Genomic DNA, 22,524 nt, shown 5'->3' with positions numbered 1-22,524 from the left:
GCAGAGAATTTACCGCGCAACATTGTTGCGCTCACCCGGTCAAACCGGTAATCACCTTACGAACCAAGCCATAGCGGAGGATATCATGGCCAGAACTGCACTCGTCACCGGGGGATCGCGCGGAATTGGCGCCGCCATTTCCAAGGCGCTCAAGGCCGACGGCTACACCGTTGCCGCCACCTATGCCGGCAACGATGAGGCCGCCGCGAAATTCACCGATGTGACCGGCATCAAGACCTACAAGTGGAACGTCGCCGATTACGACGAGTCCAAGGCCGGAATCGCGCAGGTCGAGGCCGATCTCGGCCCCATCGACATCGTCGTGGCCAACGCGGGCATCACGCGCGACGCACCGTTCCACAAGATGACTCCGCAGCAGTGGAAAGAGGTGATCGACACCAACCTCACCGGCGTGTTCAACACCGTCCATCCGGTGTGGCCGGGGATGCGCGAGCGCGGCTTTGGACGGGTCGTGGTGATCTCTTCGGTCAACGGGCAAAAGGGCCAGTTCGCCCAGACCAACTATGCCGCGACCAAGGCCGGCGATCTCGGCATCGTGCGCAGCCTCGCGCAAGAGGGCGCGGCCAAGGGTATCACCGCCAACGCCGTCTGCCCCGGCTACATCGCGACCGAGATGGTGATGGCGGTGCCGGAAAAGGTGCGCGAGGCGATCATCGGCATGATCCCGGCAGGCCGCCTCGGCGAGCCCGAGGAAATCGCCCGCTGCGTGGCCTTCCTCGTCTCCGACGACGCGAGCTTCATCAATGGCTCGACCATCTCCGCCAATGGCGGGCAGTTTTTCTCGTAATCACACGAGAGCAAGCGGGCCGGGCAATGCGCCCGGCCCGCGCCGTCTGTCAGGCGTTGACCGTCAGGCGTTGACTGTCAGGCGCTCGATTTCTTCCTTGATCTTCAGTTTCTGTTTCTTGAGCTCTGCGAGTTCCAGCGAGCTTACCCCCGGGGCGCGTTGCGCCGCCTCCACCTTTTCCGAGAGCGCGTGGTGCTTCTTCTTCAGTTCCTCGATATGCGAACTCAAGCTCATTGGCTGTCTCCTCAGTGAAATGGGTGTCCAAAGGACATGGGAATTGCAGCACAGTTTTACAATTCTGTCACGCTGCGCGTGCAGGATGCGCGGCTTTTTTCCGAACGCATTTTCGCCAATTCAACGGCAAAACGGCAGGGCGGCCGCATCGCGCAGCACCGATGCCGTTGATGCCGTGAGGTTTTCCCGGTCGCCCGGGTGGCACGCCCCGTCATGCAGCAGCCAGCCGTCGCACAGCCGGAGCGCTGCGCGCCCGCCCTTGCGCCCCCGCACCAGCACCAGCCGCGCCGCCCGCCCGCGCCGGGGAATCAGCGGCAGCACCTCGACCGAGCCGCGCATCGCCGCCAGCAGTTCCCCCAGCCGCTCGGCGCGGTGGATGACGCAGACATGCCCGCCGGGACGGCAGCGCCGCAGCGCCGCCGCCACCCAGTCGGCCAGCGGCAGCGCCTCGCCCAGCGCCCCCTCGCGCCCGGCATCGGCGGCGCGCGTGCCCGCGCCGCGGTCGAAATACGGCGGGTTGGCGATGACGTGGTCGAATTGCCGCTGCCGCAGGGTCTCGGGCATCGCGGCGACATCGCCGGTCACCACCTCCATCGGGATCCCGTTGCGCGCCGCGTTGCCCTGCGCCAGCGCGGCATAGGCGGGCTGACGCTCCAGCCCCGCCAGCCGCATCCCCGGCACCCGCGCGCCGACGCAGAGCGCGGCCACGCCGGCGCCACAGCCCAGATCGAGCAGCGTCTCCCCCGTCCGCGCGGGCACCGCGGCGGCGAGCAGCACCGGGTCGATCCCGGCGCGATATCCCCGCCGCGGCTGCGCGATCTCCAGCCGCCCGCCGAGAAAGGCGTCGTGGCTCAGGTCGTCCCCGGCAAACGGCTCACTCCTCAAGCGAGAACCCGTTATCCAGAAGCGCCGCGCGCGCCGCGTCGAAATCGTCCTCGCCCACCATCAGGCGGCGCGGGAAAATCCCGATCGAGCCTTCCAGCACGCTCATGTTTACGTCCATTTCAAAGCAGTCTATATCCTCGCCCTGAAGCAGCGCCTTGGCAAATGCCATGTTTGCCATGTCGGTGGTGCGGTATAACTGTCTCATGATCGCGAGATAAGGGCACCGTGCGCCCTTTGTCGAGGGCCGGGGGAAAAGGATGGGCTTGGACGACGCAGCCACCAAACCGCACGAGGCGCTCGCTGCGCATCTCGCCGCCAAGCTTGGCGATGTCGACGCCCTCATCCGCGCGCGCATGGCGTCGCGCCATGCCCCCCGCATCCCCGAGGTGACGGCCCATCTCGTCGAGGCGGGCGGCAAGCGGTTGCGCCCGATGCTGACCCTCGCCGCCGCCGACCTGTGCGGCTACGCGGGCGATCACGACGTGCGCCTCGCCGCCACCGTCGAATTCATCCACACCGCCACGCTCCTGCACGACGACGTGGTCGACGAGAGCGCCAGCCGCCGGGGACGGCCCACCGCCAATCTCCTGTGGGACAACAAGTCGAGCGTTCTGGTGGGCGATTATCTCTTCGCCCGTGCCTTCCAGCTCATGGTCGAGACCGAATCGCTGCGCGTGCTCGACATCCTGTCGGACGCCGCCGCCACCATCGCCGAGGGCGAGGTGCTTCAGCTCAGCACGGCGCGCGATCTCGCCACCACCGAGGCGCTCTATCTCCAGGTGGTGCGCGGCAAGACGGCGGCGCTCTTCTCGGCGGCGACGCAGGTGGGCGGCGTGATCGCGGGCGCGCCGGAACGCCGGATCGCGGCACTCCATGATTACGGCGATGCGCTCGGCATCGCCTTCCAGATCGTCGATGATCTGCTCGATTACCAGGGCGACGCCAAATCCACCGGCAAGAACGTGGGCGACGATTTCCGCGAGCGCAAGGTCACCCTGCCGGTGATCCGCGCCATGGCGCAGGCCGACGAGGGCGAGCGCGCGTTCTGGCGGCGCACCATCGAGAAGGGCGATCAGCAGGACGGCGATCTCGACCGCGCGCTCGATATCCTGCACGCGCGCGGCGCGCTCGACGCCACCCGCGCCGCCGCCATAGCGTGGGTCGCGGAGGCGCGCGGCGCGCTCGGGGTGCTGCCCGCGCACCCGGTGCGCGACATGCTCGATCACCTCGCCGATTACGTGTTTGCGCGCCTCACCTGAGCACACCTTACCTGAGCCGCGTGGCCACCACCCACCAATCGGGCCGTTCCACCGCGATCCGCGCCGCCTCGGCCCGCGCCGTCGCCGCGTCGGGGCAGAGGCCGAAACAGGTGGCACCCGATCCCGACATCCGCGCCAGCGTGCATCCCGCGCCCGCGCGCAGCCGCTCCAGCACCGCGCCGATCGCGGGGCAGAGCGCCTGCGCCGGGGCCTCCAGGTCGTTGCGCTGCGCGGCCAGCCAGCGCGCGCAGTCGGCCCCGTCGCGCCAGCGCGGCAGCACCTCGGGCATCGCCGCATTCCCGCGACACTCCAGCCGGGCGAACACCTCGGGCGTGGCCACCGGTACGCCCGGGTTCACCAGCACCGCGTCGAGCGCGGGCAGGCCCTCCACCCGCGCCACGTCCTCGCCGATCCCGCACATCCGCGCGGCCCCTGCCAACAGGCAGACCGGCACATCCGCCCCGAGGCTCAGCGCCTCGGGCAGGGGCCTGTCGCCCAGCCTCGCCAGCGCGCGCAGCGTGGCCGCAGCGTCGCTCGATCCGCCGCCGATCCCGGCGGCGGCGGGCAGGTGCTTGTCGAGGGTGATATCGGCGCTCACGCCGATCAGCGCGGCGGCACGCAGCACCGAATTCCGCGCGTCCACCGGCACCCGGGCGGCCATCGGCCCGGTCACGTGCAGCCGCGTCTGCCCGGCGGCGCGGGCGGTCACACGGTCCCCCGCGTCGGCGAACGCCACCAGCGAGTCGAGCAGATGATAGCCGTCGGCCCGCCGCCCGGTCACATGCAGGGCAAGGTTGATCTTGGCCGGTGCCGCCTCGTGAACAGCCGCCTCAGCCGCCGTCATCGACCACCCGGAGCGGATCGGCCCCTTCTTCCCGCAGCACCTTGTCGAGCCCGACCTCCAGCTTGCGGCGCACCCGCTCGGGGTCGAGATCGGGCGACGGCGTGGTCTTGTGCAGCGACAGCGCGCGCCTCCACTGGAATCGTGCCTCGGTCTCGCGCCCCACGGCCCAGAGCACGTCGCCCAGGTGGTCGTTGACCACCGGGTCGGTGGGCATCAGTTCCGCGGCATGCTCCATGTGGCCGATGGCCTCGTCGTAACGGCCCAGCCGATAGAGCACCCAGCCGAGGCTATCGACGATATAGCCGCTGTCGGGCTGCGCCGCGACCGCGCGCTCGATCATGCCCAGCGCCTCGTCGAGGTTCATTCCCTTCTCGACCATCGTGTAGCCCAGATAGTTTAGCACCTGCGGGTGATCGGGGTTCAGCTCTAGCGCACGGCGGAAATCGGCCTCGGCTTCGGGCCAGTTGTCGAGCCGCTCATGGGCGATGCCACGCACGTAACGGACGAACCAGTTGGGGGTGTCGCGCGCCTCAAGCAGGGCGATGGCGCGGTCATAGGCGGCGATGGCGGCCTCGTATTCCTCCTGTTCGCGGTGCAGGTCGCCCGCCGCAACGTGGATTTCCACGATGTCGGGAAAGCGCGCGGCAAGCTGTGCCAGCACCTCCGCCGCCGCGTCGGGCTTGCCGGTGGCGCGCAGCGCCTCGGCGCGTCCCAGTTCGGCGGTGTAAAAGGCCGGATGATCCCGCGGCACGCTGGCAAAGGCCGCAATGGCCAGTTTGTACTGCCTCATGCTCTGCAGCGTCTCGGCAGCGATGATCGTGGCGTGCACGCGCCCGGGGTCGATCGCCTCGGCGGCGCGCCCATAGATCAACACGAACTCGTTGTCGGCATCCTGCCTCAGCGCGCGGGCCAGCGACAGGAACACCTCCGCCACACCGTCGCGCGGCCCCTCGACCAGCGTGAAGGGAACCGTCTCACCGGCCTCCAGCCGCGCGCGCAGCGCCGCGACTTCCGGGCCCGGCTCGGTGCCGAAACTGTCGTCGAGAATGGCCAGCGCGCGCTCGGTCTCGCCCAGTTGACTGAGCACTTGCACCCAGGCCAGGACACTGCTGCGCGTGCGCTGCACCGGACCGTCGGACTCGCCGGAAAATACGGCATCCGCGGCCTCGAAATCGCCCGCCACCGCCAGCGCCAGCGCCTTGTGGTAGAGCGAAAAGCCGCGCATGCCCCGCTCCCCGGCGACGGCGTCGATCCGCGCCAGCGCCGCCGACATGTCACCGCGCCCGATCTCGGCCCAGGCCGCGATCATGCCGTCGGCCAGATCGCCCGCCCCGCGCCCGGCCTCGATGCGCGCGATCAGCCCGTCCCAGTCCTCGTTCCGCACCGCCTCGACGATGAGCGGGATCTGCGCGGCATGGCTCTTCGCACCCTCCGCTTCCAGCTTGCGCGCCACCGCTGCGGCACGGTCGGTCTGCCCCAGCGCCATGTAGGCGAAGGCGGCGTTTTCGAGGATCGCGGGATTGCCCGGATCGCGCGTCAGCACCTGCGCGTAATACTGCGCGGCGGCAGCGACGTCACCCTGCGCGCGGGCGTGGCGCGCGGCAAGATAGGCGCCCGACGGTGTCTGCGCCGCGACCTGCGCGCCCAGCGTCACCAACACGGCGAGCGCGGCCAGAATCCTGCGATGCGTCACGATGAAGCCCCTTCTGCTGAAAACCACCGGTCAAACCTAATGTGCCACCGGGCCCAAGGCAATGCGGTGCGCCCCGGAGATCGCGCCGCACCCGGTCACGCCTGCGTCACATGTTCGGATAGTTCGGCCCGTCGCCGCCCTGCGGCGTGACCCAGGTGATGTTCTTGCTCGGATCCTTGATGTCGCAGGTCTTGCAGTGCACGCAGTTCTGGAAATTGATGACAAAGCGCGGGTCGCTGCCCTCCTCCTGCACCACCTCATAGACCCCCGCCGGGCAATACCGCTGCGCCGGCTCGGCATATTGCGGCAGGTTGACCCTGGTCGGCACCTCCGGGTCGCCCAGCCGCAGGTGACAGGGCTGGCTCTCCTCGTGGTTGGTCATCGAATAGCTCACGTTGGTCAGCCGGTCAAAGCTCAGCTTGCCATCCGGCCTGGGATAGTCGATCGGCGTGTGATCGCTGGCCTTGCCGGTCGCGTCGGCGTCGGATTTGCCATGCCCTAGCGTGCCCAGCAGGCTGAACCCGGCGGTGTTGGTCCACATGTCGAAACCGCCCACCGCGAGCGAGGTCAGCAGCCCGAATTTCGACCACAGCGGCTTGACGTTGCGCACCTTTTTCAGGTCGCGGCCGATTGCTCCCTCGCGGACGTCCTGTTCATACGCGCCCAGCTCGTCGCTCGCGCGGCCCGCCTTGATCGCGTCGTGCGCGGCCTCGGCGGCGGCCTTGCCCGACAGCATCGCGTTGTGGTTGCCCTTGATCCGCGGCACGTTGACCATCCCCACCGAACAGCCCAGCAGCGCCACCCCCGGCGCCACCATCTTCGGCATCGACTGCCAGCCGCCCTCCGAGATCGCCCGCGCGCCATAGGCCACGCGCTTGGCCCCCTTCAGCAGGTCGGCGACCATCGGATGATGCTTGAAGCGCTGGAATTCCATGTACGGATAGAGATGCGGGTTTTCGTAGTTGAGGTGCACCACGAAGCCCACGTAAACTTGGTTGTTCTCCAGGTGGTAGATAAAGCTGCCGCCGCCGGCGTTCTTGCCCAGCGGCCAGCCCATCGTGTGGGTGACGCTGCCCTCGCGGTGCTTGTCGGGGTCCACCTCCCAGATTTCCTTCATGCCGAGACCGTATTTCTGCGGCTCGACACCGCTGGCGAGATCGTATTTCGCGATCACCTCCTTCGACAGGCTGCCGCGCACACCCTCCGACAGGAACACGTACTTGCCATGCAGCTCCATCCCCGGCTCGTAATTGGGGCCCGGCGTGCCGTCGGGATTACGCCCGAACTCGCCCGCGACCACGCCGCGCACCTCGCCGCTCTCGCCATAGACCATCTCCGAGCACGACATGCCGGGGAATATCTCCACCCCCAGCGCCTCGGCCTGTTCGGCCATCCAGCGGCAGACATTGCCCATCGAGACGATATAGTTGCCGTGGTTGTTCATCAGCGGCGGCATCGGCCAGTTCGGCACGCGCACCCGGCCCGCCGCGCCCAGCATGTAGAAATTGTCCTCGGTGACGGGGGTGTTGAGCGGCGCGCCCTTGTCCTTCCAGTCGGGGATCAGCGCGTCGAGGCCCGACGGGTCGAGTACCGCACCCGACAGGATATGCGCGCCCACCTCCGAGCCCTTCTCCAGCACCACGACCTCGAGGCTCTCGTCAAGCTGCTTGAGCCGGATCGCCGCCGACAGGCCCGCGGGCCCCGCCCCGACGATCACCACGTCGTATTCCATCGCTTCGCGCGTCGCTTCGCTCATCGTCTCCATCCTCTCCCCGGGGCGCGCGCAGCCTTCGCCCGCCGCCGCGCAACAAACTGTCGTGAGTGACTATCGTGCGCCCGCGCGAGGCGTCAATTGAAACACGACGTTCCGACCCCCTGAAACCGGCAATTTGTCGCGTTCGCGGCCATGTTCACGCGCGCGAAACCGGCCGCCCCGGCGATCCGCTCTTGCAATCGGGCGCGCGCTTCGTGCAGTCTCGGATGCACAATTGAACACCACCAACGGGGCTGCGGGTTCGCGGCCCCTCTTGCGATGATGGACGCGCGCAATGGAAAAGATACCGATGACAGCCGCCGGTCACGAAGCGCTGGAAAAGGAGCTCAAGCACCTCAAGTCGGTCGAGCGCCCCGCCATCATCCGCGCCATCGCCGAGGCGCGCGAGCATGGCGATCTCAGCGAGAATGCCGAATATCACTCGGCCAAGGAAAAGCAGTCCTTCATCGAGGGCCGCATCAAGGAGGTCGAGGGCATCCTCAGCCTCGCCGAGGTGATCGACCCCACGCGCCTGTCGGGCGCGATCAAGTTCGGTGCCACCGTGACCCTGATCGACGAGGATACCGAGGCCCGCCACACATGGCAGATCGTGGGCGAGCACGAGGCCAGTATCGAGAAGGGCCTGCTCAACATGAAATCGCCCATCGCCCGCGCCCTCATCGGCAAGGAAGAGGGCGACAGCGTCGAGGTCCGCACGCCGGGTGGCGATCGCTCCTACGAGGTGGTCAAGGTGGCCTATATCTGAGGCAAAGGCCCGTCCCATGGCCCCGACAAACGATCCCGAACCGCGCTCCACCGCCCCGCCGCGCGGGCGGCTGACCGCGGTCGAGATCATTGCCACGGTGCTCTCGGTGGCGTGGCTCGGCGGGTCGGCGCTCTACATCGTCACGGTGGCGCCGGGCCCGGATTCGGCGGGGCGCGCACTGCATTTCGTCATCGTGCTGATTGCGGTGTTCATGCCGGTGGCGCTGCTGTGGGTGGGGGCCACCGCTGCCCGCGCCAGCCGCACCATGCGCGAGGAGAGCGCGCGGCTGCGCGCCGCCATAGACGCCATCCGCGAGGCTTACATCACCCAGAACCAGTCGCTCGGCGCGACGGTGGACAAGACCGTGGCGCAGAAGCTCGACGAGATCGTGGCCGCCCAGCGCAAGACCGAGACGGCGCTCGCCACCTTCTCCTCGGTGCGCGCGCCCGAGCCGCCGCGCCCGGCGCCGCCCGCGCCGCCCCCGCCCGACACGTCCTCGGGCCAGGTGGTGCTGCCGCTCGGCACCCCCGCCGAGGACATGTCCCCGCCGCTCGCGCGCGCCGATTTCATCCGTGCGCTCAATTTCCCCGAAAGCCCCGAGGACAAGGCCGGGTTCAACGCGCTGCGCCGTGCGCTCAGGGACCGGCCCACCGCACAGCTCGTGCGCGCCGCGCAGGACGTGCTCACCCTGCTGGCGCAGGACGGCATCTACATGGACGACCTGCGCCCCGACATGGCCCGCCCCGAGATCTGGCGCCGCTTCGCCGCCGGCGAGCGCGGCCGCCCCATCGCCGCCCTCGGCGGCATCCGCGACCGCTCGTCGCTGGCACTCACCGCCGCGCGGATGAAGCAGGACACGATTTTCCGCGACGCGGCGCACCATTTCCTGCGGCTGTTCGACCGGATGGTGTCCGATTTCGCCGAGACCGCCACCGATGCCGAGATCTCCGACCTCGCCGACACCCGCACCGCCCGCGCCTTCATGCTTCTGGGGCGCATCGCGGGCACATTCGCGTGAGCGGCGCGTTTCTTCTTGGCTCAAATACTCCATTCCGCACGGGTCACGATCCGCGCCTTACCTCTCTTGCCCCGGTCCCCGTTCCGGGTCATGATGCCCGCCTGAGGAGGCCGGTCCCATGCGCAAGTTTCTCGTGGTGCTCGACGACAGCCGCGAATGTCTCAACGCCATGCGCTTCGCGGCGATGCGCGCGGCGCATACCGGTGGTGGGGTGGAAATCCTCTCGGTGATCCCGCCCGAGGAGTTCAACCACTGGATCGGCGTCGGCGACATCATGCGTGAAGAGGCGCGCGAGCGCATCGAGGCGCATTTCGAGGTGTTCGCCAAGTGGATGCGCGACAAGCAGGGGGTCGACCCCGAGCTTGTCATCCGCGAGGGCGAGCCGGTGGCCGAGATCATGGCGCAGGTCCGCGACGACCCCGAGATCGGCGTGCTGGTGCTCGGCGCCGCCGCCGACAAGAAGGGGCCGGGGCCGCTGGTCACGCAACTGACCCGCAATTCCGGGGGGCTGCCCATTCCGATCACCATCGTGCCGGGCGATCTCAGCAAGGACCGTCTCGAAGCGATTACCTGACCGTGCGCCCGATGGCGCGAACCGTGTGGTTCGCCCTCCGAACCTGTCGGTTCGCGAGCGGCCCGCGTCGTTTTAGAATCGTTCCAAACCTTGACTCGCGGCCTGCCCGCGCGCATATCTTGCCTAGCTGAAAAAGGGGCCCCCCATGTTCATCCAGACCGAATCCACGCCCAACCCCGCGACGCTCAAGTTCCTCCCCGGCCAGTCCGTGCTCGAGGGCGGCACCGCCGATTTCCCCAGCGCCGAAGGCACCGACGCCTCGCCGCTGGCGGCGCGCATCTTTCGCGTGCCCGGGGTTGCCGGGGTGTTTCTCGGCAATGATTTCGTCACCGTGACCAAGGCCGACGACACCGAGTGGGACCATGTCAAGCCGGCCATCCTCGGCGCGATAATGGAGCATTACCAATCCGGTCAACCGGTCATGTCGCAAGAGGGCGGCGGTGCCTCCGGTCACGCCGACCACAGCGGCGAGGACTCGGAAATCGTGGGCCAGATCAAGGAGTTGCTGGATACCCGCGTGCGTCCTGCCGTGGCACAGGACGGTGGCGACATCACCTTTCACGGGTTCGAGCGCGGGGTGGTCTACCTGCACATGCAGGGGGCCTGCGCGGGCTGTCCGTCCTCGACCATCACGCTCAAGATGGGCATCGAGAACCTGCTGCGCCACTACATCCCCGAGGTGACAGAGGTGCGCCCCGTTGGGCTCTGATCCGCTGACACTGGGGTTCGACACATCGGCCGCGCATTGCGCGGCCGCTTTGCTGTCGGGCGACCGGGTACTCGCGGTCCGCACCGAGGCGATGGCGCGCGGGCAGGCCGAACGCCTCATGCCGCTGCTGGAAGAGGTGCTGGCCGAGGGCGGCGCGCACTGGCGCGACCTGTCGCGCATCGGCGTGGGCATCGGCCCCGGCAATTTCACCGGCATCCGGATTTCCGTCGCCGCGGCGCGCGGACTGGCCCTGTCGCTGGATATTTCTGCTATTGGAATCAATGTCTTCGATGTGATCCGGGCGACCGGCGCGAGCGGCACGCCCGCCGTGCCTGCGCCGCGTGGCATGGTTCATGTCCTGGCCCCCGGCGTGGGTCCCGCGCTGGTCCCGACTGCGGATGTTGCCGACGCGGCAGGCCCGCCTTCGCCCGCCGAGACGGCGCGCCTGATCGCGCTGCTGGCGCAAGCGGCCCCCGCCGATGCGCCGCCGCCCGCGCCGCTTTATGCACGGCCCGCCGATGCCGCCCCCGCCCGCGACGCGCCGCCGGTGATCCTGGATGACGCCTGAGACGCTCGCCGCCACCCACACCCGCGCCTTCGCCGGGCAGGGGCGGAACTGGTCGGCGGTGGAATTCGCGGCCTTGCTGGACAGCCCGCATGTCTTTGTCGTCGGCGATGCGCGCGCCTTTGCCCTGGGCCGGGCGATCGCGGATGAGGCGGAATTGCTGACGCTCGCCACCGATCCTGCGCACCGGCGCACGGGCCTTGCCCGCGCCGCGCTCGCGGCGTTCGAGGCGGAGGCGCGGGCGCGCGGCGCGCAGCGCGGCTTTCTCGAAGTGGCCGCCGACAACGCCGCCGCCCGTGCCCTCTATGCCGCCGCGCGCTGGCACGGCTGCGCGTGCCGTCCGGGATATTACCCGCGTGCAGATGCCGAGGCTGTTGACGCGCTTGTCATGAAAAAGCGGCTGGATTGATCCGCGCACCTTCGCGCTTTGCGAAATACCCTTTCCGGCAACAAGAATTTACCGACCTTCCGGGGTGCAAACCGCGCCGCTCCCTTGCATATCGCGTTGGCATAGGTCTAACAATCGGCATGCAGATCTATCTCCCCATCGCCGAGGTTTCGGTCAACGCCTTCCTGCTGTTGGGGCTTGGTGGGATCGTGGGGATTCTTTCGGGTATGTTCGGCGTGGGCGGCGGGTTCATCCTAACGCCGCTGTTGTTTTTCATCGGTATTTCCCCCGCCGTCGCGGTGGCGACCGGGGCGGCACAGATCATGTCCGCCTCATTTTCAGGGGTGCTTGCACATCTGCGCCGCAAGACCGTCGATCTCACGATGGGCACGGTGCTGCTGATCGGTGGCCTGGTCGGTGCGGCCGTCGGTGTGGTGGTATTCAACTACCTGAAATCGCTGGGTCAGGTCGATCTTCTGGTCAAGCTCTGCTACGTCGTTTTCCTGGGTGTGATCGGCGGGATGATGTTCATCGAGAGCCTGCGTGCGATCCGCAATACCCGCCGCGGCGTGGCCCCCAAGCGCAAGAAGCACGGCTGGGTGCACGGGCTGCCCTTCAAGATGCGGTTCCGCACGTCGGGGCTCTATATCTCGGTGATCCCGCCGCTTCTGGTCGGCGTGGCGGTGGGCATTCTGGCCGCGATCATGGGCGTGGGTGGCGGCTTCATCATGGTCCCGGCGATGATCTACCTTCTGGGGATGCCGACCAAGGTGGTGGTGGGCACGTCGCTCTTTCAGATTATCTTCGTCACCGCCTTTACCACGCTGCTGCACGCCACCACCAACTTCACCGTTGATGTTGCGCTGGCGGTGCTTTTGCTGGTCGGCGGCGTGATCGGGGCGCAGTTCGGCACCATGATCGGCACCCGCATGAAGGCCGAGCAACTGCGTATCCTGCTGGCGGTCATGGTGCTCGTGGTCTGCGGCAAGCTGGCCTTTGATCTGCTGGTGATGCCGTCCGAGCTCTATTCCATCGCCTCCGGCGCGGGGGGGCATTGATGCTGCGTCTCGCGCTCCTGCTGATTCTCGCCGCCCTGCCCCTGCGCGCCGAGGAGGTGGTGCTGGGCCTGTCGCGGGACCGGGTGGCGATCACCGCCACGTTCGAGGGGTCGGATATCCTGATCTTCGGCGCGGTCAAGCGCGAGGCCCCGATATCGGAGGTGCCGCTCGATGTGGTGATCACCGTGGCCGGCCCGTCACAGCCGGTGACGGTGCGCCGCAAGGAGCGCGTGCTCGGGATCTGGGTCAATACCGACACGGTCGATCTCGACGCCGCACCCACCTTCTATGCCGTGGCCACGAGCGGGCCGTTCGGGCAGGTTCTGACCAATACCGAGGATTTGCGCCACCGGGTCTCCATCCCGCGCGCGATCCGCTCGGTCGGGGCGGCGAGCATGGCCGCCGATGTCGAGAGCTTTACCGACGCGCTCATCCGCATCCGCGAGCGGCAGAATGCCTATCAACTGTTGGAAAACGCCGTCGCCCTCGACGAGCAGACGTTGTTTCGCACCGCGATCAGCCTGCCCGCGAACCTCACCGAGGGGGCCTACAGAACGCGGATTTTTCTCACCCGCGAGGGGCGTGTGGTGTCACAGTTCGAGACGGTGATCGACGTGCGCAAGGTGGGGCTGGAGCGCTGGCTCTTTACCCTGTCGCGGCAGCAGCCGCTGGCCTATGGGCTGATGTCTCTGGCGATCGCCATCGCCGCGGGCTGGGGGGCCTCGGCGGCGTTCCGGGCGCTGCGGCGGAACTGAGACACGCGGGCGAAGGGCGCTCAGGCGACACCCGCCGCGCGCCATTGGCGCACCATCTCTGCCGGTGTGCTGTCGCCGGGGGCGAACCGGTGCAGTGCGGCGAGGCGGCGGCAATCGAGGGTGATGTGCTGATGCGCGCCCTGGGGTGCGGGGCGCGTTTCGATGCGCGCGCCCGCCGCCTTTGCCAGCGCCGTCATCGTCACCGGGCGCGGTGCTGCGATGTTGAGCACCCTGGGCAGGGGCCCAGGGTGGCGGCAGAGCGTGGCGAGCACCATGGCGAGAGTCGTCGGACCGATATAAGAACGCACCGGCCCGCCGCCATCGGCGAAGCGGTCGATCACCACCGCCCCACCCGGCCCGGCGCGCACTGCGTTGCGCAGCAGTGCATCCGCCCCCGCCACGTTGCCGATGCGCATCGCGCAGATGTCGAGGCCGCGCGCGCGCCACGGGGCGCAGGCGGCCTCCATCTCCTGCTTGGCGGTGCCGTAGGCGTTGACCGGCGCGGGAGGGGCGTCCTCGCCGAAGGGCGCGCCGCCGTCCCCGCCATAGACCGCCGAGGAGGAGGCCAGCAGCACGCGCGGCACGCCCGCAGCCACGCTCGCGTCGAGCGTGGCCTCGGCCAGCGCGGTGTTGAGCGACAGGTCGCGCCCCGGCCCCGGCGTGATGCCCGCGAGCGCCACGATCGCTGCCGGGCGGCGGCCCGTCTCCGCGATATGGTCGAGGAGCGCGCCCGGCCCGTCGAGCGGATTCCACGCCAGCGCGCCCTGCGGGGCCGCACGGCGGTATTGCGGGAGGAGCGCGAGGCCGGGGACCACGTCCTGCCAGCAGGCGCACAGCATCCGACCGACGCGGCCCGAAGCCCCGGTGAGAAGGATGGATGTGTCCGCCTTGTCGGTCATTCCCGGCCCGTCCGTTCGCTTGGATGCCGGGCCCGCCCGGGCATTCGCCCCCACCTGTCTAGCAAGCGACGTGGCGCACCGACAAGAGAGGCGTGCGGGGACGATGCTTGCCCCGGACATGGGTATCGTCTAGCGTCCGGTCTTGCAGGGGAGTCCCGCCTTGGGGACTGAGAGGCTGACAGGTGGTGACACCGGTGAGGCGACCCTTTGAACCTGACCCAGTTGATACTGGCGTAGGAAGCTGAGGAACCGCGCGCCTGCTGGTGGTCTGCCGGTTCCGAACCGGGGTCGCGACCTGTGCCCCGATGCTCCCCGGCCACGGCTCATCTGGTCTCTTTGGCACCGTGCAACGAGGAGCACCAAGCATGACCATCCCCACCAATGACATCGCCCCCAGCGTGACCACCGGCCCCTTGCCCGCGTCGCGCAAGACATACGTTGCAGGCGCGCTGCACCCCGATATCCGCGTGCCGATGCGCGAGATTGCGACCCATCCCACGGCGGGCGAAGGGCCGCTGCCGGTCTATGACAGTTCGGGGCCCTATACCGACCCCGAGGCCGTGATCGACGTGGCCAGTGGCCTGCCGCCCCTGCGGCGCGACTGGATCATGGCGCGCGGCGATGTGGCGGGGTATGCGGGCCGCCATGTGAAGCCCGAGGATAACGGCTTTGTCTCGGGTGAGAGGCTGGTGGTGGAATTTCCGGTGCGGGCGCAGCCCCTGCGCGGCACCGGCGGTGCAGCACCCACGCAACTGGCCTATGCCCGTGCCGGGATCATCACGCCCGAGATGGAATTCGTGGCGATCCGCGAGAACCAGTTGCGTGAGGCGGGACCGGTGACGCGCGACGGCAACGACTGGGGGGCGAGCATTCCCGACCATGTGACCCCCGAATTCGTCCGGTCCGAAATCGCGGCGGGCCGTGCCATCATCCCCGCCAACATCAACCACCCCGAGCTTGAGCCGATGATCATCGGGCGCAATTTCCTGGTGAAGGTCAACGCCAACATGGGCACCTCCGCCGTCACCTCCTCGATGGAGGAGGAGGTGGAAAAGCTGGTCTGGGCGATCCGCTGGGGGGCCGATACGGTGATGGACCTCTCCACGGGACGCAACATCCACAACACCCGCGAGTGGATCATTCGCAATAGCCCCGTCCCCATCGGCACCGTGCCGATCTATCAGGCGCTGGAAAAGGTGAACGGCGTCGCCGAGGACCTGACATGGGAGGTGTTTCGCGACACGCTGATCGAGCAGGCGGAGCAGGGGGTGGATTACTTTACCATCCACGCGGGCGTGCGCCTGCACATGGTGCCGATGACGGTGGAGCGGGTGACGGGGATCGTCTCGCGCGGCGGCTCAATCATGGCCAAGTGGTGCCTGCATCATCACCGCGAGAGCTTTCTTTACGAGCATTTCGAGGAAATCTGCGACATCTGCCGCCAATATGACGTGAGCTTTTCGCTGGGCGACGGGCTGCGCCCCGGTTCCATCTCCGATGCCAACGACGCCGCGCAGTTTGCCGAGTTGGAGACGCTGGGGGAGCTGACGAAAATCGCCTGGGCCAGGGATTGCCAGGTGATGATCGAGGGGCCGGGCCATGTCGCCATGCACAAGATCAAGGAGAACATGGATAAACAGTTGGAATGCTGCCATGAGGCACCGTTCTACACGCTGGGGCCGCTGACCACCGATATCGCGCCCGTCTATGACCATATCACCAGCGGCATCGGGGCGGCGATGATCGGCTGGTTCGGTTGCGCGATGCTGTGCTACGTCACGCCCAAGGAACATCTGGGCCTGCCCGACCGCGACGACGTGAAAACCGGGGTGATCACCTACAAGATCGCGGCTCACGCCGCCGATCTGGCCAAGGGCCTGCCGGGCGCGCAGCGGCGCGATGATGCGCTGAGCCGCGCGCGCTTCGAGTTCCGCTGGGAGGATCAGTTCAACCTCTCGCTCGATCCCGAGACGGCGCGCGATTTCCACGATCAGACCCTGCCCAAGGAGGCGCACAAGGTGGCGCATTTCTGCTCGATGTGCGGGCCGAAATTCTGCTCGATGAAGATCAGCCACGACATCCGCGCCGAGGCGCAGAAAGAGGGGATGGCGACGATGGCCGAGAAGTACCGTGAAGGCGGCGACCTCTACGTGCCGGTTGATAGTGGCGAAGACGGCTAAAACGGAAAACGCCGCCCGGGATGATCCCCGGGCGGCGCCTGTCCTGTCCCTCGCGTGCGACCGGCGTCAGGCCGCGAGCGCGCGCTTTGCCTGATCGACGATGGCGGCAAAGGCCGCCGGCTCGTGCACGGCGAGATCGGCGAGCACCTTGCGATCCACCTCGACACCGGCGAGGCTGAGCCCGTTGATGAAGCGCGAATAGGTCAGCGATTCGTCCTGTGCGCGCACGGCGGCGTTGATCCGCTGGATCCACAGCGCGCGGAAATTGCGCTTGCGGTTCTTGCGGTCGCGGGTGGCGTATTGGTTGGCCTTGTCGACGGCCTGCGCGGCCACCTTGAAGGTGTTCTTGCGGCGACCGTAATAGCCCTTGGCCGCGGTGGTGATCTTCTTGTGGCGAGCGTGGGTAACGGTCCCACCTTTGGTGCGTGACATCTCTCAAATCCTCCTTAACGCGAATACGGCATCATAGGCTTGATGATCGCCTCATCAGCCTTGCTCAGCGTGGTGGTGCCACGCGCGTTGCGGATGAATTTGTTGGTGCGCTTGATCATGCCGTGGCGCTTACCCGCCTGTGCGGTGATGATCTTGCCACTGGCGGACACCTTGAACCGCTTCTTGCAGCTCGACTTGGTCTTCATCTTGGGCATTTCCGGCTCCTTTTTCGGTCGGTCGTCCCGCTGGACTCGGCATGCCTCTCCGGGCCGGACCAGCGGATTGAGCGCGCCGTATACGTCAGCCGCGTGCATTGTGCAAGAGCCGCCGATGTGCCTGTCAGGGGATATAGCGCGCCATCACGTTGAGGATGACGGCGGGCAGATCGCCGACGGTATAGCCGCCGGGCTTGTGCGAGATCGCCCACAGGATGAGGCCGCACGCGATCACCATAACCAGCGCGCCGACCCGCGGCGCACGCCCCTCCGAAATCGCCGAGAGCAGCGCAGGCACCGAGAAAACGCCCAGCACCAGCCCGATCGCCATCGCCAGATCCGCATCCATCGAAACACCCCCGCGGGACAACCCGCAACGACGTGATTACCCCGGATCGGTGGCGTAGATCAAACTTTCCTTGCATGGCGCGATGCGCAGGATGTTGGTGGTGCCCGGAACATTGAAGGGCACGCCGGCGGTAACGACGATCTGGTCGCTCTCGTCGGCATAGCCCTGCGCGCGCGCCGCGCGCGCGGCGTTGAGTACCGCCAGCTTGAACCGGGTGAGCTGCTCTGTCATCACGCAGTTCACCCCCCAGGTCAGCGCCAGCCGCCGTGCTGTGCTTTGCAGGCTGGTCAGCCCGATGATCGGCACATGCGGCCGCTCGCGCGCCGTCAGCAGCGCGGTCGTCCCCGATTCGGTGTAGCAGCAGATCGCCTTGATATCGGTGGTTTCGGCGATCTCGCGCGCGGCCACGACGATGGCGTCGGCGATGCTCTGGCGGTTGACCCGGCGGCTGGCCTCGATCACCTCGTGATAGGTCGGGTCGCTCTCGACCTCGCGGGCGACGTTGTCCATCGTGGTCACCGCCTCGACCGGGTACTCGCCGGCTGCCGATTCGGCCGAGAGCATGATCGCGTCCGCCCCCTCGTAGATGGCGGTGGCCACGTCCGATACTTCGGCGCGGGTGGGCACGGGCGACTCGATCATCGATTCGAGCATCTGGGTGGCGACGATCACCGGCTTGGCCGCCGCGCGGCACTTGCGCACCAGCCGTTTCTGAATGGGCGGCACGTTCTGCACGGGCAGTTCCACACCCAGATCGCCGCGCGCCACCATGATCCCGTCCGAGACGGCAAGGATATCATCGAAGCATGTCACCGCTGCGGGCTTCTCGATCTTCGACAGGATCGCGGCGCGCCCCTGCGCCAGCGTGCGCGCCTCGTTCACGTCCTCGGGGCGCTGCACGAAGCTGAGCGCGAGCCAGTCCACGCCAAGCTCGCAGGCGAACTCCAGATCGGCGCGGTCCTTGTCCGAAAGCGCCGCCACCGGCAGCACAACATCGGGCACGTTGACGCCCTTGCGGTTGGAGATGGTGCCACCCACCACCACCTCGCACTCGGCGAAATCGGCACCGCAGTCCTTTACCCGCAGGCGGATCTTGCCGTCGTTGACCAGCAGGTTCGCGCCCGGCTTCAGTGCCGCGAAAATCTCCGCATGGGGCAGGCAGACGCGCGTGGCATCGCCCTCTGCCTCGTCGAGGTCGAGCCGGAAGGTTGCCCCCTCGATCAGCTCCTCCTCGCCGCGGGCAAACGTGCCGACGCGCAGCTTCGGCCCCTGCAGGTCGGCAAGGATGGCGATGGGGCTGTTCAGTTCCGCCTCGATCTCGCGGATGATGCGATGGCGCGCGGCGATCTCGTGGTGCTTGCCGTGGCTCATGTTGAGGCGGAACACGTCCGCGCCCGCCTCGTGCAGGGCGCGGATGGTGGCGTAGTCGGACGAGGCGGGGCCGAGCGTGGCCACGATCTTGACATTGCGGTGCCTTCTCATCTGCTGTCCTCTTGCTGATCGCGAAACTGTTATCGCTAACGGTGTGTCGGAGGCGTTATGACCCAATTCCCTTTTCCGGGCAACTGTCCTACATCGGGCGGGCACCAAATACCAACCCGGACCATGCATCAACCATATCACATCGAGGGTGCCGCGCGCCCCGCCCGCTGGCTCGTGACCTGCGACCACGCCACCAACGCCGTGCCCGGTTTCGTCGGCGGCGGCAGCCTCGGCATATCCTCTTCAGACATGGCGCGTCACATCGCCTGGGATGTGGGCGCGGCGGGGGTGGCGCGCGCATTGGCCGCGGCGCTCGACGCCCCGGCGATCCTGTCCAACTTCTCGCGCCTCGTGATCGACCCGAATCGTGGCGAGGACGATCCGACGCTGATCATGAAGCTCTATGACGGCACGGTGATCCCGGCCAACCGGCACCCGAGCGACGACGATGTCGTACGCCGGCTGAACCGTCTCTACCGCCCCTATCACACCGCGCTGGCCGAGCTTGCGGCACGTCGGGGCGATACCGTGATCGTCTCGGTCCACAGCTTCACCCCGCAATTCCGCGGCCGCCCGCCGCGCCCGTGGCATGTCGGGCTGCTCTACGCCGCCGACACGCGGCTCGCGCATCCGCTACTGGCGCGGCTGCGGGCCGAGCCCGACCTCTGCGTGGGCGACAACGAGCCCTATGGCGGCCACCTGCCCGGCGACACCATCGCGCGCCATGCCATTGTCCATGAGCGGCCCAACGTGCTCATCGAGCTGCGCAATGACCTGATCGCCACGCCCAGGCAACAGGCCGCCTGGGCCGCGCGGCTCGCCCCGGTCCTGCAGGATGCGGCGGCGCGGGTCGGCGTCTGAGGGGCCTTGCGCGGCGCGCCCGCGCGGCCCATCTTTGGCCAGAAGGGAGAGAGATCATGGATGACCGGACCCGCACGGAACTGGAGGCCGCCGCCTTCCGCAAGCTGCGCCATCACCTGATGGACAAGCGCCCCGACGTGCAGAACATCGACCTGATGAACCTCGCCGGCTTCTGTCGCAACTGCCTGAGCCGCTGGTATCAGGAGGCCGCCCATGAACGCGGGATCGAGATGTCGAAGGACGAGGCGCGTGAAGTCTATTACGGAATGCCCTATCCCGAGTGGAAGGCGCGCCATCAGACCGATGCCGATGCCGAGAAGCAGGCCGCCTTCGACGCTGCCTTCGCGCGGAACGTGGGCGAAAGCGGGTAGGGGTTTCTTCTTGGTAAAAATACTCAAGGGCCCGCCCGCGCCACAGGGAGGGACGCCATGAGCCTGGGCTACCGGCTGCACTACGCGCCCGACAACGCCTCACTCATCGTGCGGCTCGCGCTCGGGGAACTGCGCGTCCCCTATCGTACCGTGCTGGTGGACCGGCGCGTGCGGGCGCAAAAGTCGCCCGCCTATCTCGCGATCAACCCCGCGGGGCTGATCCCGGTGCTGGAAACGCCGGATGGCCCGGTGTTCGAGACCGGCGCGATCCTGCTGTGGCTGGCCGACCGGCACGGCGCGCTGGTGCCCGCCCCGGGCGATCCGGGGCGCGCAGCAGCGCTCAAATGGCTATTCTATCTCTCCAACACGCTGCACCCGGCGCTGCGCATGATCTTCTACCCCGATCAATACGCAGGTGCCGATCCCGGCATGCAGGCGATGCTGCGCCGTCACATGCAGGGCGAAACGGCGCGCCATCTCGACGTTCTGGAGCGCGCGGCATGCGACGCCCCCGTGCTTTTCAGCGGGGCCCGTCCCACCGTGCTCGGCCTCTATCTCGGCCCTGGGCTGCGTTGGGCCGCGCTCTACCCGGCGGGCGGCGCGGGCTGGTTCGACCTCGCGCGCTGGCCAGCGCTCGCGGCACTCGCCCGCGATCTCGAGGCCCGCGACAGCACCCGCGCAGCCATCGCCGCCGAGGGGCTGGGCGAACGGCCCTTCACCGCCCCGCAGCCGCCCGACCCGCCCGAGGGCGCGGCGCTGTGAGGCGCGCATGTCAGCGACACGGCCCCGATGGGTCGCTTTCGGACAAGTGGCGAGGCCGGAAAACCCCGATAACGCACGCGATCCAGGGAGCGCATCATGTTTCTGTCTGTCTTCGAGATGTTCAAGGTCGGCATCGGCCCGTCCTCGTCGCACACGATGGGGCCGATGGTGGCCGCCGCGCGCTTCCTTGACCGGATGCGCGCCGAGCCGTTCCACTACGCGGGGCTCAGGGGCTCGCTGCACGGCTCGCTCGCCTTTACCGGGGTGGGGCATGCGAGCGACCGCGCGACAATCCTGGGGCTCGCGGGCTTTCGCCCCGATACCTACGACGCCGAGGTTGCCGAGGAGGTGCTTGAACAGATTCGCGAGACCCACAAGGTCACGCCGCCGGGACTGCCGGAGTTGAAATTCCACCCCAAGGACGATCTGCAATTCGATTTCGGGCCGAACCTGCCGGGCCATGCCAACGGCATGATCCTGATGGCCACGGACGCGCAGGGCGACGTGATCCTGCAAGAGACCTATTATTCCATCGGCGGCGGATTCGTGATGACCGAGGCGGAACTGGCCGCGGGCAAGGATACCGACGAGGGCGACCCGGTGCCCTATCCGTTCAAATCCGCGGTCGAGATGCTGGAGATGGCGGAACGCTCCGGCAAGACCATCGCCGACATGAAGCGCGCCAACGAGATCGCCCGCGGCGGGCCGGAAAGCCTGCGCTCGGGCGTGGCGCGCATCTGGCAGGTGATGGACGACTGTATCGAGCGGGGGCTGACCTCCGACGGGGTCCTTCCCGGCGGGCTGGGCGTCAAGCGCCGCGCCAGGGGCATCCGCGAGGCGCTTCTGGCCGAGCGCGGCACCAACCTGAGCGCGCCGCACAAGATCAACGACTGGATGAGCGCCTATGCCATGGCGGTCAACGAGGAGAACGCCGCCGGCGGGCAGGTCGTGACGGCCCCCACAAACGGCGCGGCGGGCGTGGTGCCGGCGGTCATCAAGTACTGGCTGGAGCATGTGCCGGGCGCGCATGAGGGGCGGATCGAAGACTTCCTGCTCACCGCCGCCGCCATCGGCGGCCTGGTGAAGTTCAATGCGTCGATCTCGGGGGCCGAGGCGGGATGCCAGGCGGAGGTGGGCAGCGCCTCGGCGATGGCGGCGGCCGGGCTTTGCGCGGTGCTGGGCGGCACGCCCGCACAGATCGAGAACGCGGCCGAGATCGCGCTGGAGCATCATCTGGGCATGACCTGCGATCCGGTGAAAGGGCTGGTGCAGGTGCCCTGCATCGAGCGCAACGGGCTGGGCGCGATCAAGGCGGTGTCCGCGGCGTCGCTGGCGCTGCGCGGCGATGGCACGCATTTCGTGCCGCTGGATGCCTGCATCGAGACCATGCGCCAGACCGGCCAGGACATGAGCGAGAAATACAAGGAAACCTCACTCGGCGGGCTGGCGGTGAACATCCCCAATTGCTGAGCGGCAGGGCTGGTCCGGGCCACGGTCCGGCGCGTTTTGCCGCGTCTGTATCACGTCGGTATTCTGTCGGTATTGCGTCGGTGGGGCGAGGGGCGGTCCGGGGGCGGGCGAGGCGGCGCCCGTCCTTGCCCGTGCGGACGCGCGACACGGGCATCGCAAGGCGGCGCTGGCGTTGTATCGCCCCGCTTTGACAA

Annotated in this window: 26 protein-coding genes and 1 riboswitch; of the genes, 15 read left to right on the top strand and 11 right to left on the bottom strand. The window is 67.9% G+C overall.

Annotation, left to right across the window (positions count from 1 at the left end):
* The first annotated feature begins 85 nt into the window (after positions 1-85).
* Entirely contained in the window at positions 86-808 is a 723-nt protein-coding gene (gene phbB, locus ACFFU4_RS01925; RefSeq protein WP_377066496.1) for an acetoacetyl-CoA reductase, read from the top strand.
* Between the two features lie 63 nt (positions 809-871).
* On the opposite strand, the gene ACFFU4_RS01920 is transcribed toward phbB, so the two are convergent.
* The 3 genes from ACFFU4_RS01920 to ACFFU4_RS01910 all read right to left on the bottom strand — a co-directional run bounded on the left by ACFFU4_RS01920 (position 872) and on the right by ACFFU4_RS01910 (position 2,132).
* Positions 872-1,042: a YdcH family protein gene (locus tag ACFFU4_RS01920; RefSeq protein ID WP_129434444.1), complete on the bottom strand. Its 171-nt coding sequence runs from the start codon at positions 1,040-1,042 to the stop codon at positions 872-874.
* Between the two features lie 120 nt (positions 1,043-1,162).
* Entirely contained in the window at positions 1,163-1,927 is a 765-nt protein-coding gene (locus ACFFU4_RS01915) for a tRNA1(Val) (adenine(37)-N6)-methyltransferase (protein WP_377066493.1), read from the bottom strand.
* Positions 1,917-2,132 carry a putative signal transducing protein gene (locus ACFFU4_RS01910; protein WP_377066491.1) on the bottom strand — a complete coding sequence of 72 codons (216 nt, stop codon included), beginning with the start codon at positions 2,130-2,132 and terminating at the stop codon, positions 1,917-1,919. Before ACFFU4_RS01910 ends, ACFFU4_RS01915 begins: the two co-directional genes overlap by 11 nt.
* Before the next feature lie 52 nt (positions 2,133-2,184).
* Here ACFFU4_RS01910 and ACFFU4_RS01905 point away from each other — a divergent pair, with 52 nt between their 5' ends.
* Positions 2,185-3,186, top strand: coding sequence for a polyprenyl synthetase family protein (locus ACFFU4_RS01905; protein ID WP_377066489.1), 1,002 nt, complete (start codon positions 2,185-2,187; stop codon positions 3,184-3,186).
* A 7-nt stretch (positions 3,187-3,193) separates the two neighbouring features.
* Here ACFFU4_RS01905 and ACFFU4_RS01900 read toward each other — a convergent pair whose 3' ends face one another.
* The 3 genes from ACFFU4_RS01900 to ACFFU4_RS01890 all read right to left on the bottom strand — a co-directional run bounded on the left by ACFFU4_RS01900 (position 3,194) and on the right by ACFFU4_RS01890 (position 7,479).
* The gene (locus ACFFU4_RS01900) at positions 3,194-4,030 is read right to left on the bottom strand and encodes a 4-(cytidine 5'-diphospho)-2-C-methyl-D-erythritol kinase (protein ID WP_377066487.1); all 837 of its coding nucleotides are present in this window, start codon (positions 4,028-4,030) and stop codon (positions 3,194-3,196) included.
* Positions 4,017-5,723, bottom strand: a complete 1,707-nt coding sequence (locus tag ACFFU4_RS01895; protein ID WP_377066485.1) for a tetratricopeptide repeat protein — start codon at positions 5,721-5,723, stop codon at positions 4,017-4,019. The genes ACFFU4_RS01900 and ACFFU4_RS01895 overlap by 14 nt, the downstream gene beginning before the upstream one ends.
* 106 nt (positions 5,724-5,829) lie before the next feature.
* A complete protein-coding gene (locus tag ACFFU4_RS01890) occupies positions 5,830-7,479 on the bottom strand; it encodes an electron transfer flavoprotein-ubiquinone oxidoreductase (RefSeq protein WP_377066483.1) in 1,650 nt (549 codons plus the stop codon).
* Between the two features lie 292 nt (positions 7,480-7,771).
* Between ACFFU4_RS01890 and greA the strand changes: the two genes are divergently transcribed.
* From greA to ACFFU4_RS01850, 8 genes are all read left to right on the top strand, one after another.
* Positions 7,772-8,242, top strand: coding sequence for a transcription elongation factor GreA (greA, locus tag ACFFU4_RS01885; RefSeq protein WP_377066481.1), 471 nt, complete (start codon positions 7,772-7,774; stop codon positions 8,240-8,242).
* Between the two features lie 16 nt (positions 8,243-8,258).
* Positions 8,259-9,260, top strand: coding sequence for a hypothetical protein (locus ACFFU4_RS01880; RefSeq protein ID WP_377066479.1), 1,002 nt, complete (start codon positions 8,259-8,261; stop codon positions 9,258-9,260).
* A 118-nt stretch (positions 9,261-9,378) separates the two neighbouring features.
* Positions 9,379-9,834, top strand: coding sequence for a universal stress protein (locus ACFFU4_RS01875; RefSeq protein WP_377066477.1), 456 nt, complete (start codon positions 9,379-9,381; stop codon positions 9,832-9,834).
* A 145-nt stretch (positions 9,835-9,979) separates the two neighbouring features.
* On the top strand, positions 9,980-10,543 hold the full coding sequence (locus tag ACFFU4_RS01870) for a NifU family protein (RefSeq protein WP_377066475.1): 564 nt from the start codon (positions 9,980-9,982) through the stop codon (positions 10,541-10,543).
* A complete protein-coding gene (tsaB, locus tag ACFFU4_RS01865; protein ID WP_377066473.1) occupies positions 10,533-11,111 on the top strand; it encodes a tRNA (adenosine(37)-N6)-threonylcarbamoyltransferase complex dimerization subunit type 1 TsaB in 579 nt (192 codons plus the stop codon). Before ACFFU4_RS01870 ends, tsaB begins: the two co-directional genes overlap by 11 nt.
* Positions 11,101-11,517, top strand: coding sequence for a GNAT family N-acetyltransferase (locus ACFFU4_RS01860; RefSeq protein WP_377066471.1), 417 nt, complete (start codon positions 11,101-11,103; stop codon positions 11,515-11,517). Before tsaB ends, ACFFU4_RS01860 begins: the two co-directional genes overlap by 11 nt.
* Before the next feature lie 119 nt (positions 11,518-11,636).
* Positions 11,637-12,554, top strand: a complete 918-nt coding sequence (locus ACFFU4_RS01855) for a sulfite exporter TauE/SafE family protein (protein ID WP_377066469.1) — start codon at positions 11,637-11,639, stop codon at positions 12,552-12,554.
* Positions 12,554-13,309 carry a TIGR02186 family protein gene (locus tag ACFFU4_RS01850; RefSeq protein WP_377066467.1) on the top strand — a complete coding sequence of 252 codons (756 nt, stop codon included), beginning with the start codon at positions 12,554-12,556 and terminating at the stop codon, positions 13,307-13,309. Before ACFFU4_RS01855 ends, ACFFU4_RS01850 begins: the two co-directional genes overlap by 1 nt.
* A 20-nt stretch (positions 13,310-13,329) precedes the next feature.
* On the opposite strand, the gene ACFFU4_RS01845 is transcribed toward ACFFU4_RS01850, so the two are convergent.
* On the bottom strand, positions 13,330-14,208 hold the full coding sequence (locus ACFFU4_RS01845; protein ID WP_377066465.1) for an NAD-dependent epimerase/dehydratase family protein: 879 nt from the start codon (positions 14,206-14,208) through the stop codon (positions 13,330-13,332).
* Between the two features lie 136 nt (positions 14,209-14,344).
* A riboswitch (TPP riboswitch) is annotated at positions 14,345-14,465 on the top strand.
* Positions 14,466-14,573: 108 nt separating this feature from the next.
* On the opposite strand from ACFFU4_RS01845, the gene thiC reads away from it, so the two are divergent.
* Positions 14,574-16,388: a phosphomethylpyrimidine synthase ThiC gene (thiC, locus tag ACFFU4_RS01840; RefSeq protein WP_377066463.1), complete on the top strand. Its 1,815-nt coding sequence runs from the start codon at positions 14,574-14,576 to the stop codon at positions 16,386-16,388.
* 66 nt (positions 16,389-16,454) lie between these two features.
* On the opposite strand, the gene rplT is transcribed toward thiC, so the two are convergent.
* The 4 genes from rplT to pyk all read right to left on the bottom strand — a co-directional run bounded on the left by rplT (position 16,455) and on the right by pyk (position 18,866).
* The gene (gene rplT / locus ACFFU4_RS01835; RefSeq protein WP_377066461.1) at positions 16,455-16,820 is read right to left on the bottom strand and encodes a 50S ribosomal protein L20; all 366 of its coding nucleotides are present in this window, start codon (positions 16,818-16,820) and stop codon (positions 16,455-16,457) included.
* Between the two features lie 14 nt (positions 16,821-16,834).
* Positions 16,835-17,035, bottom strand: coding sequence for a 50S ribosomal protein L35 (rpmI, locus tag ACFFU4_RS01830; RefSeq protein ID WP_377066459.1), 201 nt, complete (start codon positions 17,033-17,035; stop codon positions 16,835-16,837).
* Between the two features lie 124 nt (positions 17,036-17,159).
* Entirely contained in the window at positions 17,160-17,384 is a 225-nt protein-coding gene (locus tag ACFFU4_RS01825; RefSeq protein ID WP_377066457.1) for a hypothetical protein, read from the bottom strand.
* A 36-nt stretch (positions 17,385-17,420) separates the two neighbouring features.
* Positions 17,421-18,866: a pyruvate kinase gene (pyk, locus tag ACFFU4_RS01820; RefSeq protein WP_377066455.1), complete on the bottom strand. Its 1,446-nt coding sequence runs from the start codon at positions 18,864-18,866 to the stop codon at positions 17,421-17,423.
* 123 nt (positions 18,867-18,989) lie between these two features.
* Here pyk and ACFFU4_RS01815 point away from each other — a divergent pair, with 123 nt between their 5' ends.
* From ACFFU4_RS01815 to ACFFU4_RS01800, 4 genes are all read left to right on the top strand, one after another.
* Complete coding sequence (locus ACFFU4_RS01815) at positions 18,990-19,727, top strand: N-formylglutamate amidohydrolase (RefSeq protein ID WP_377066453.1); 738 nt, start codon at positions 18,990-18,992, stop codon at positions 19,725-19,727.
* Positions 19,728-19,783: 56 nt separating this feature from the next.
* Positions 19,784-20,098, top strand: coding sequence for a DUF1244 domain-containing protein (locus tag ACFFU4_RS01810; protein ID WP_377066451.1), 315 nt, complete (start codon positions 19,784-19,786; stop codon positions 20,096-20,098).
* A 57-nt stretch (positions 20,099-20,155) separates the two neighbouring features.
* Complete coding sequence (locus ACFFU4_RS01805; protein ID WP_377066449.1) at positions 20,156-20,860, top strand: glutathione S-transferase family protein; 705 nt, start codon at positions 20,156-20,158, stop codon at positions 20,858-20,860.
* A 96-nt stretch (positions 20,861-20,956) separates the two neighbouring features.
* Entirely contained in the window at positions 20,957-22,330 is a 1,374-nt protein-coding gene (locus ACFFU4_RS01800; RefSeq protein ID WP_377066447.1) for an L-serine ammonia-lyase, read from the top strand.
* The last annotated feature ends 194 nt before the right edge of the window (positions 22,331-22,524 follow it).

The sequence above is a fragment of the Roseovarius ramblicola genome, from assembly GCF_042430665.1.
Lineage (GTDB): Bacteria > Pseudomonadota > Alphaproteobacteria > Rhodobacterales > Rhodobacteraceae > Roseovarius > Roseovarius ramblicola.
Note: the sequence above shows the minus strand (reverse complement) of the source record. Positions and strands in the feature narration are given on the sequence as shown.

What these genes read in the sequence shown, in the direction of transcription:
- ACFFU4_RS01800 (WP_377066447.1), top strand. Translation starts at nt 20,957, where the DNA reads ATGTTTCTGTCTGTCTTCGAGATGTTCAAGGTCGGCATCGGCCCGTCC.
- ACFFU4_RS01900 (WP_377066487.1), bottom strand. Translation starts at nt 4,030, where the DNA reads ATGACGGCGGCTGAGGCGGCTGTTCACGAGGCGGCACCGGCCAAGATC.
- ACFFU4_RS01825 (WP_377066457.1), bottom strand. Translation starts at nt 17,384, where the DNA reads ATGGATGCGGATCTGGCGATGGCGATCGGGCTGGTGCTGGGCGTTTTC.
- ACFFU4_RS01890 (WP_377066483.1), bottom strand. Translation starts at nt 7,479, where the DNA reads ATGAGCGAAGCGACGCGCGAAGCGATGGAATACGACGTGGTGATCGTC.
- rpmI (WP_377066459.1), bottom strand. Translation starts at nt 17,035, where the DNA reads ATGCCCAAGATGAAGACCAAGTCGAGCTGCAAGAAGCGGTTCAAGGTG.
- ACFFU4_RS01805 (WP_377066449.1), top strand. Translation starts at nt 20,156, where the DNA reads ATGAGCCTGGGCTACCGGCTGCACTACGCGCCCGACAACGCCTCACTC.
- thiC (WP_377066463.1), top strand. Translation starts at nt 14,574, where the DNA reads ATGACCATCCCCACCAATGACATCGCCCCCAGCGTGACCACCGGCCCC.
- pyk (WP_377066455.1), bottom strand. Translation starts at nt 18,866, where the DNA reads ATGAGAAGGCACCGCAATGTCAAGATCGTGGCCACGCTCGGCCCCGCC.
- greA (WP_377066481.1), top strand. Translation starts at nt 7,772, where the DNA reads ATGGAAAAGATACCGATGACAGCCGCCGGTCACGAAGCGCTGGAAAAG.
- ACFFU4_RS01875 (WP_377066477.1), top strand. Translation starts at nt 9,379, where the DNA reads ATGCGCAAGTTTCTCGTGGTGCTCGACGACAGCCGCGAATGTCTCAAC.
- phbB (WP_377066496.1), top strand. Translation starts at nt 86, where the DNA reads ATGGCCAGAACTGCACTCGTCACCGGGGGATCGCGCGGAATTGGCGCC.
- ACFFU4_RS01860 (WP_377066471.1), top strand. Translation starts at nt 11,101, where the DNA reads ATGACGCCTGAGACGCTCGCCGCCACCCACACCCGCGCCTTCGCCGGG.
- ACFFU4_RS01905 (WP_377066489.1), top strand. Translation starts at nt 2,185, where the DNA reads ATGGGCTTGGACGACGCAGCCACCAAACCGCACGAGGCGCTCGCTGCG.
- ACFFU4_RS01910 (WP_377066491.1), bottom strand. Translation starts at nt 2,132, where the DNA reads ATGAGACAGTTATACCGCACCACCGACATGGCAAACATGGCATTTGCC.
- ACFFU4_RS01810 (WP_377066451.1), top strand. Translation starts at nt 19,784, where the DNA reads ATGGATGACCGGACCCGCACGGAACTGGAGGCCGCCGCCTTCCGCAAG.
- ACFFU4_RS01815 (WP_377066453.1), top strand. Translation starts at nt 18,990, where the DNA reads ATGCATCAACCATATCACATCGAGGGTGCCGCGCGCCCCGCCCGCTGG.
- rplT (WP_377066461.1), bottom strand. Translation starts at nt 16,820, where the DNA reads ATGTCACGCACCAAAGGTGGGACCGTTACCCACGCTCGCCACAAGAAG.
- ACFFU4_RS01920 (WP_129434444.1), bottom strand. Translation starts at nt 1,042, where the DNA reads ATGAGCTTGAGTTCGCATATCGAGGAACTGAAGAAGAAGCACCACGCG.
- ACFFU4_RS01845 (WP_377066465.1), bottom strand. Translation starts at nt 14,208, where the DNA reads ATGACCGACAAGGCGGACACATCCATCCTTCTCACCGGGGCTTCGGGC.
- ACFFU4_RS01880 (WP_377066479.1), top strand. Translation starts at nt 8,259, where the DNA reads ATGGCCCCGACAAACGATCCCGAACCGCGCTCCACCGCCCCGCCGCGC.
- ACFFU4_RS01855 (WP_377066469.1), top strand. Translation starts at nt 11,637, where the DNA reads ATGCAGATCTATCTCCCCATCGCCGAGGTTTCGGTCAACGCCTTCCTG.
- ACFFU4_RS01870 (WP_377066475.1), top strand. Translation starts at nt 9,980, where the DNA reads ATGTTCATCCAGACCGAATCCACGCCCAACCCCGCGACGCTCAAGTTC.
- ACFFU4_RS01850 (WP_377066467.1), top strand. Translation starts at nt 12,554, where the DNA reads ATGCTGCGTCTCGCGCTCCTGCTGATTCTCGCCGCCCTGCCCCTGCGC.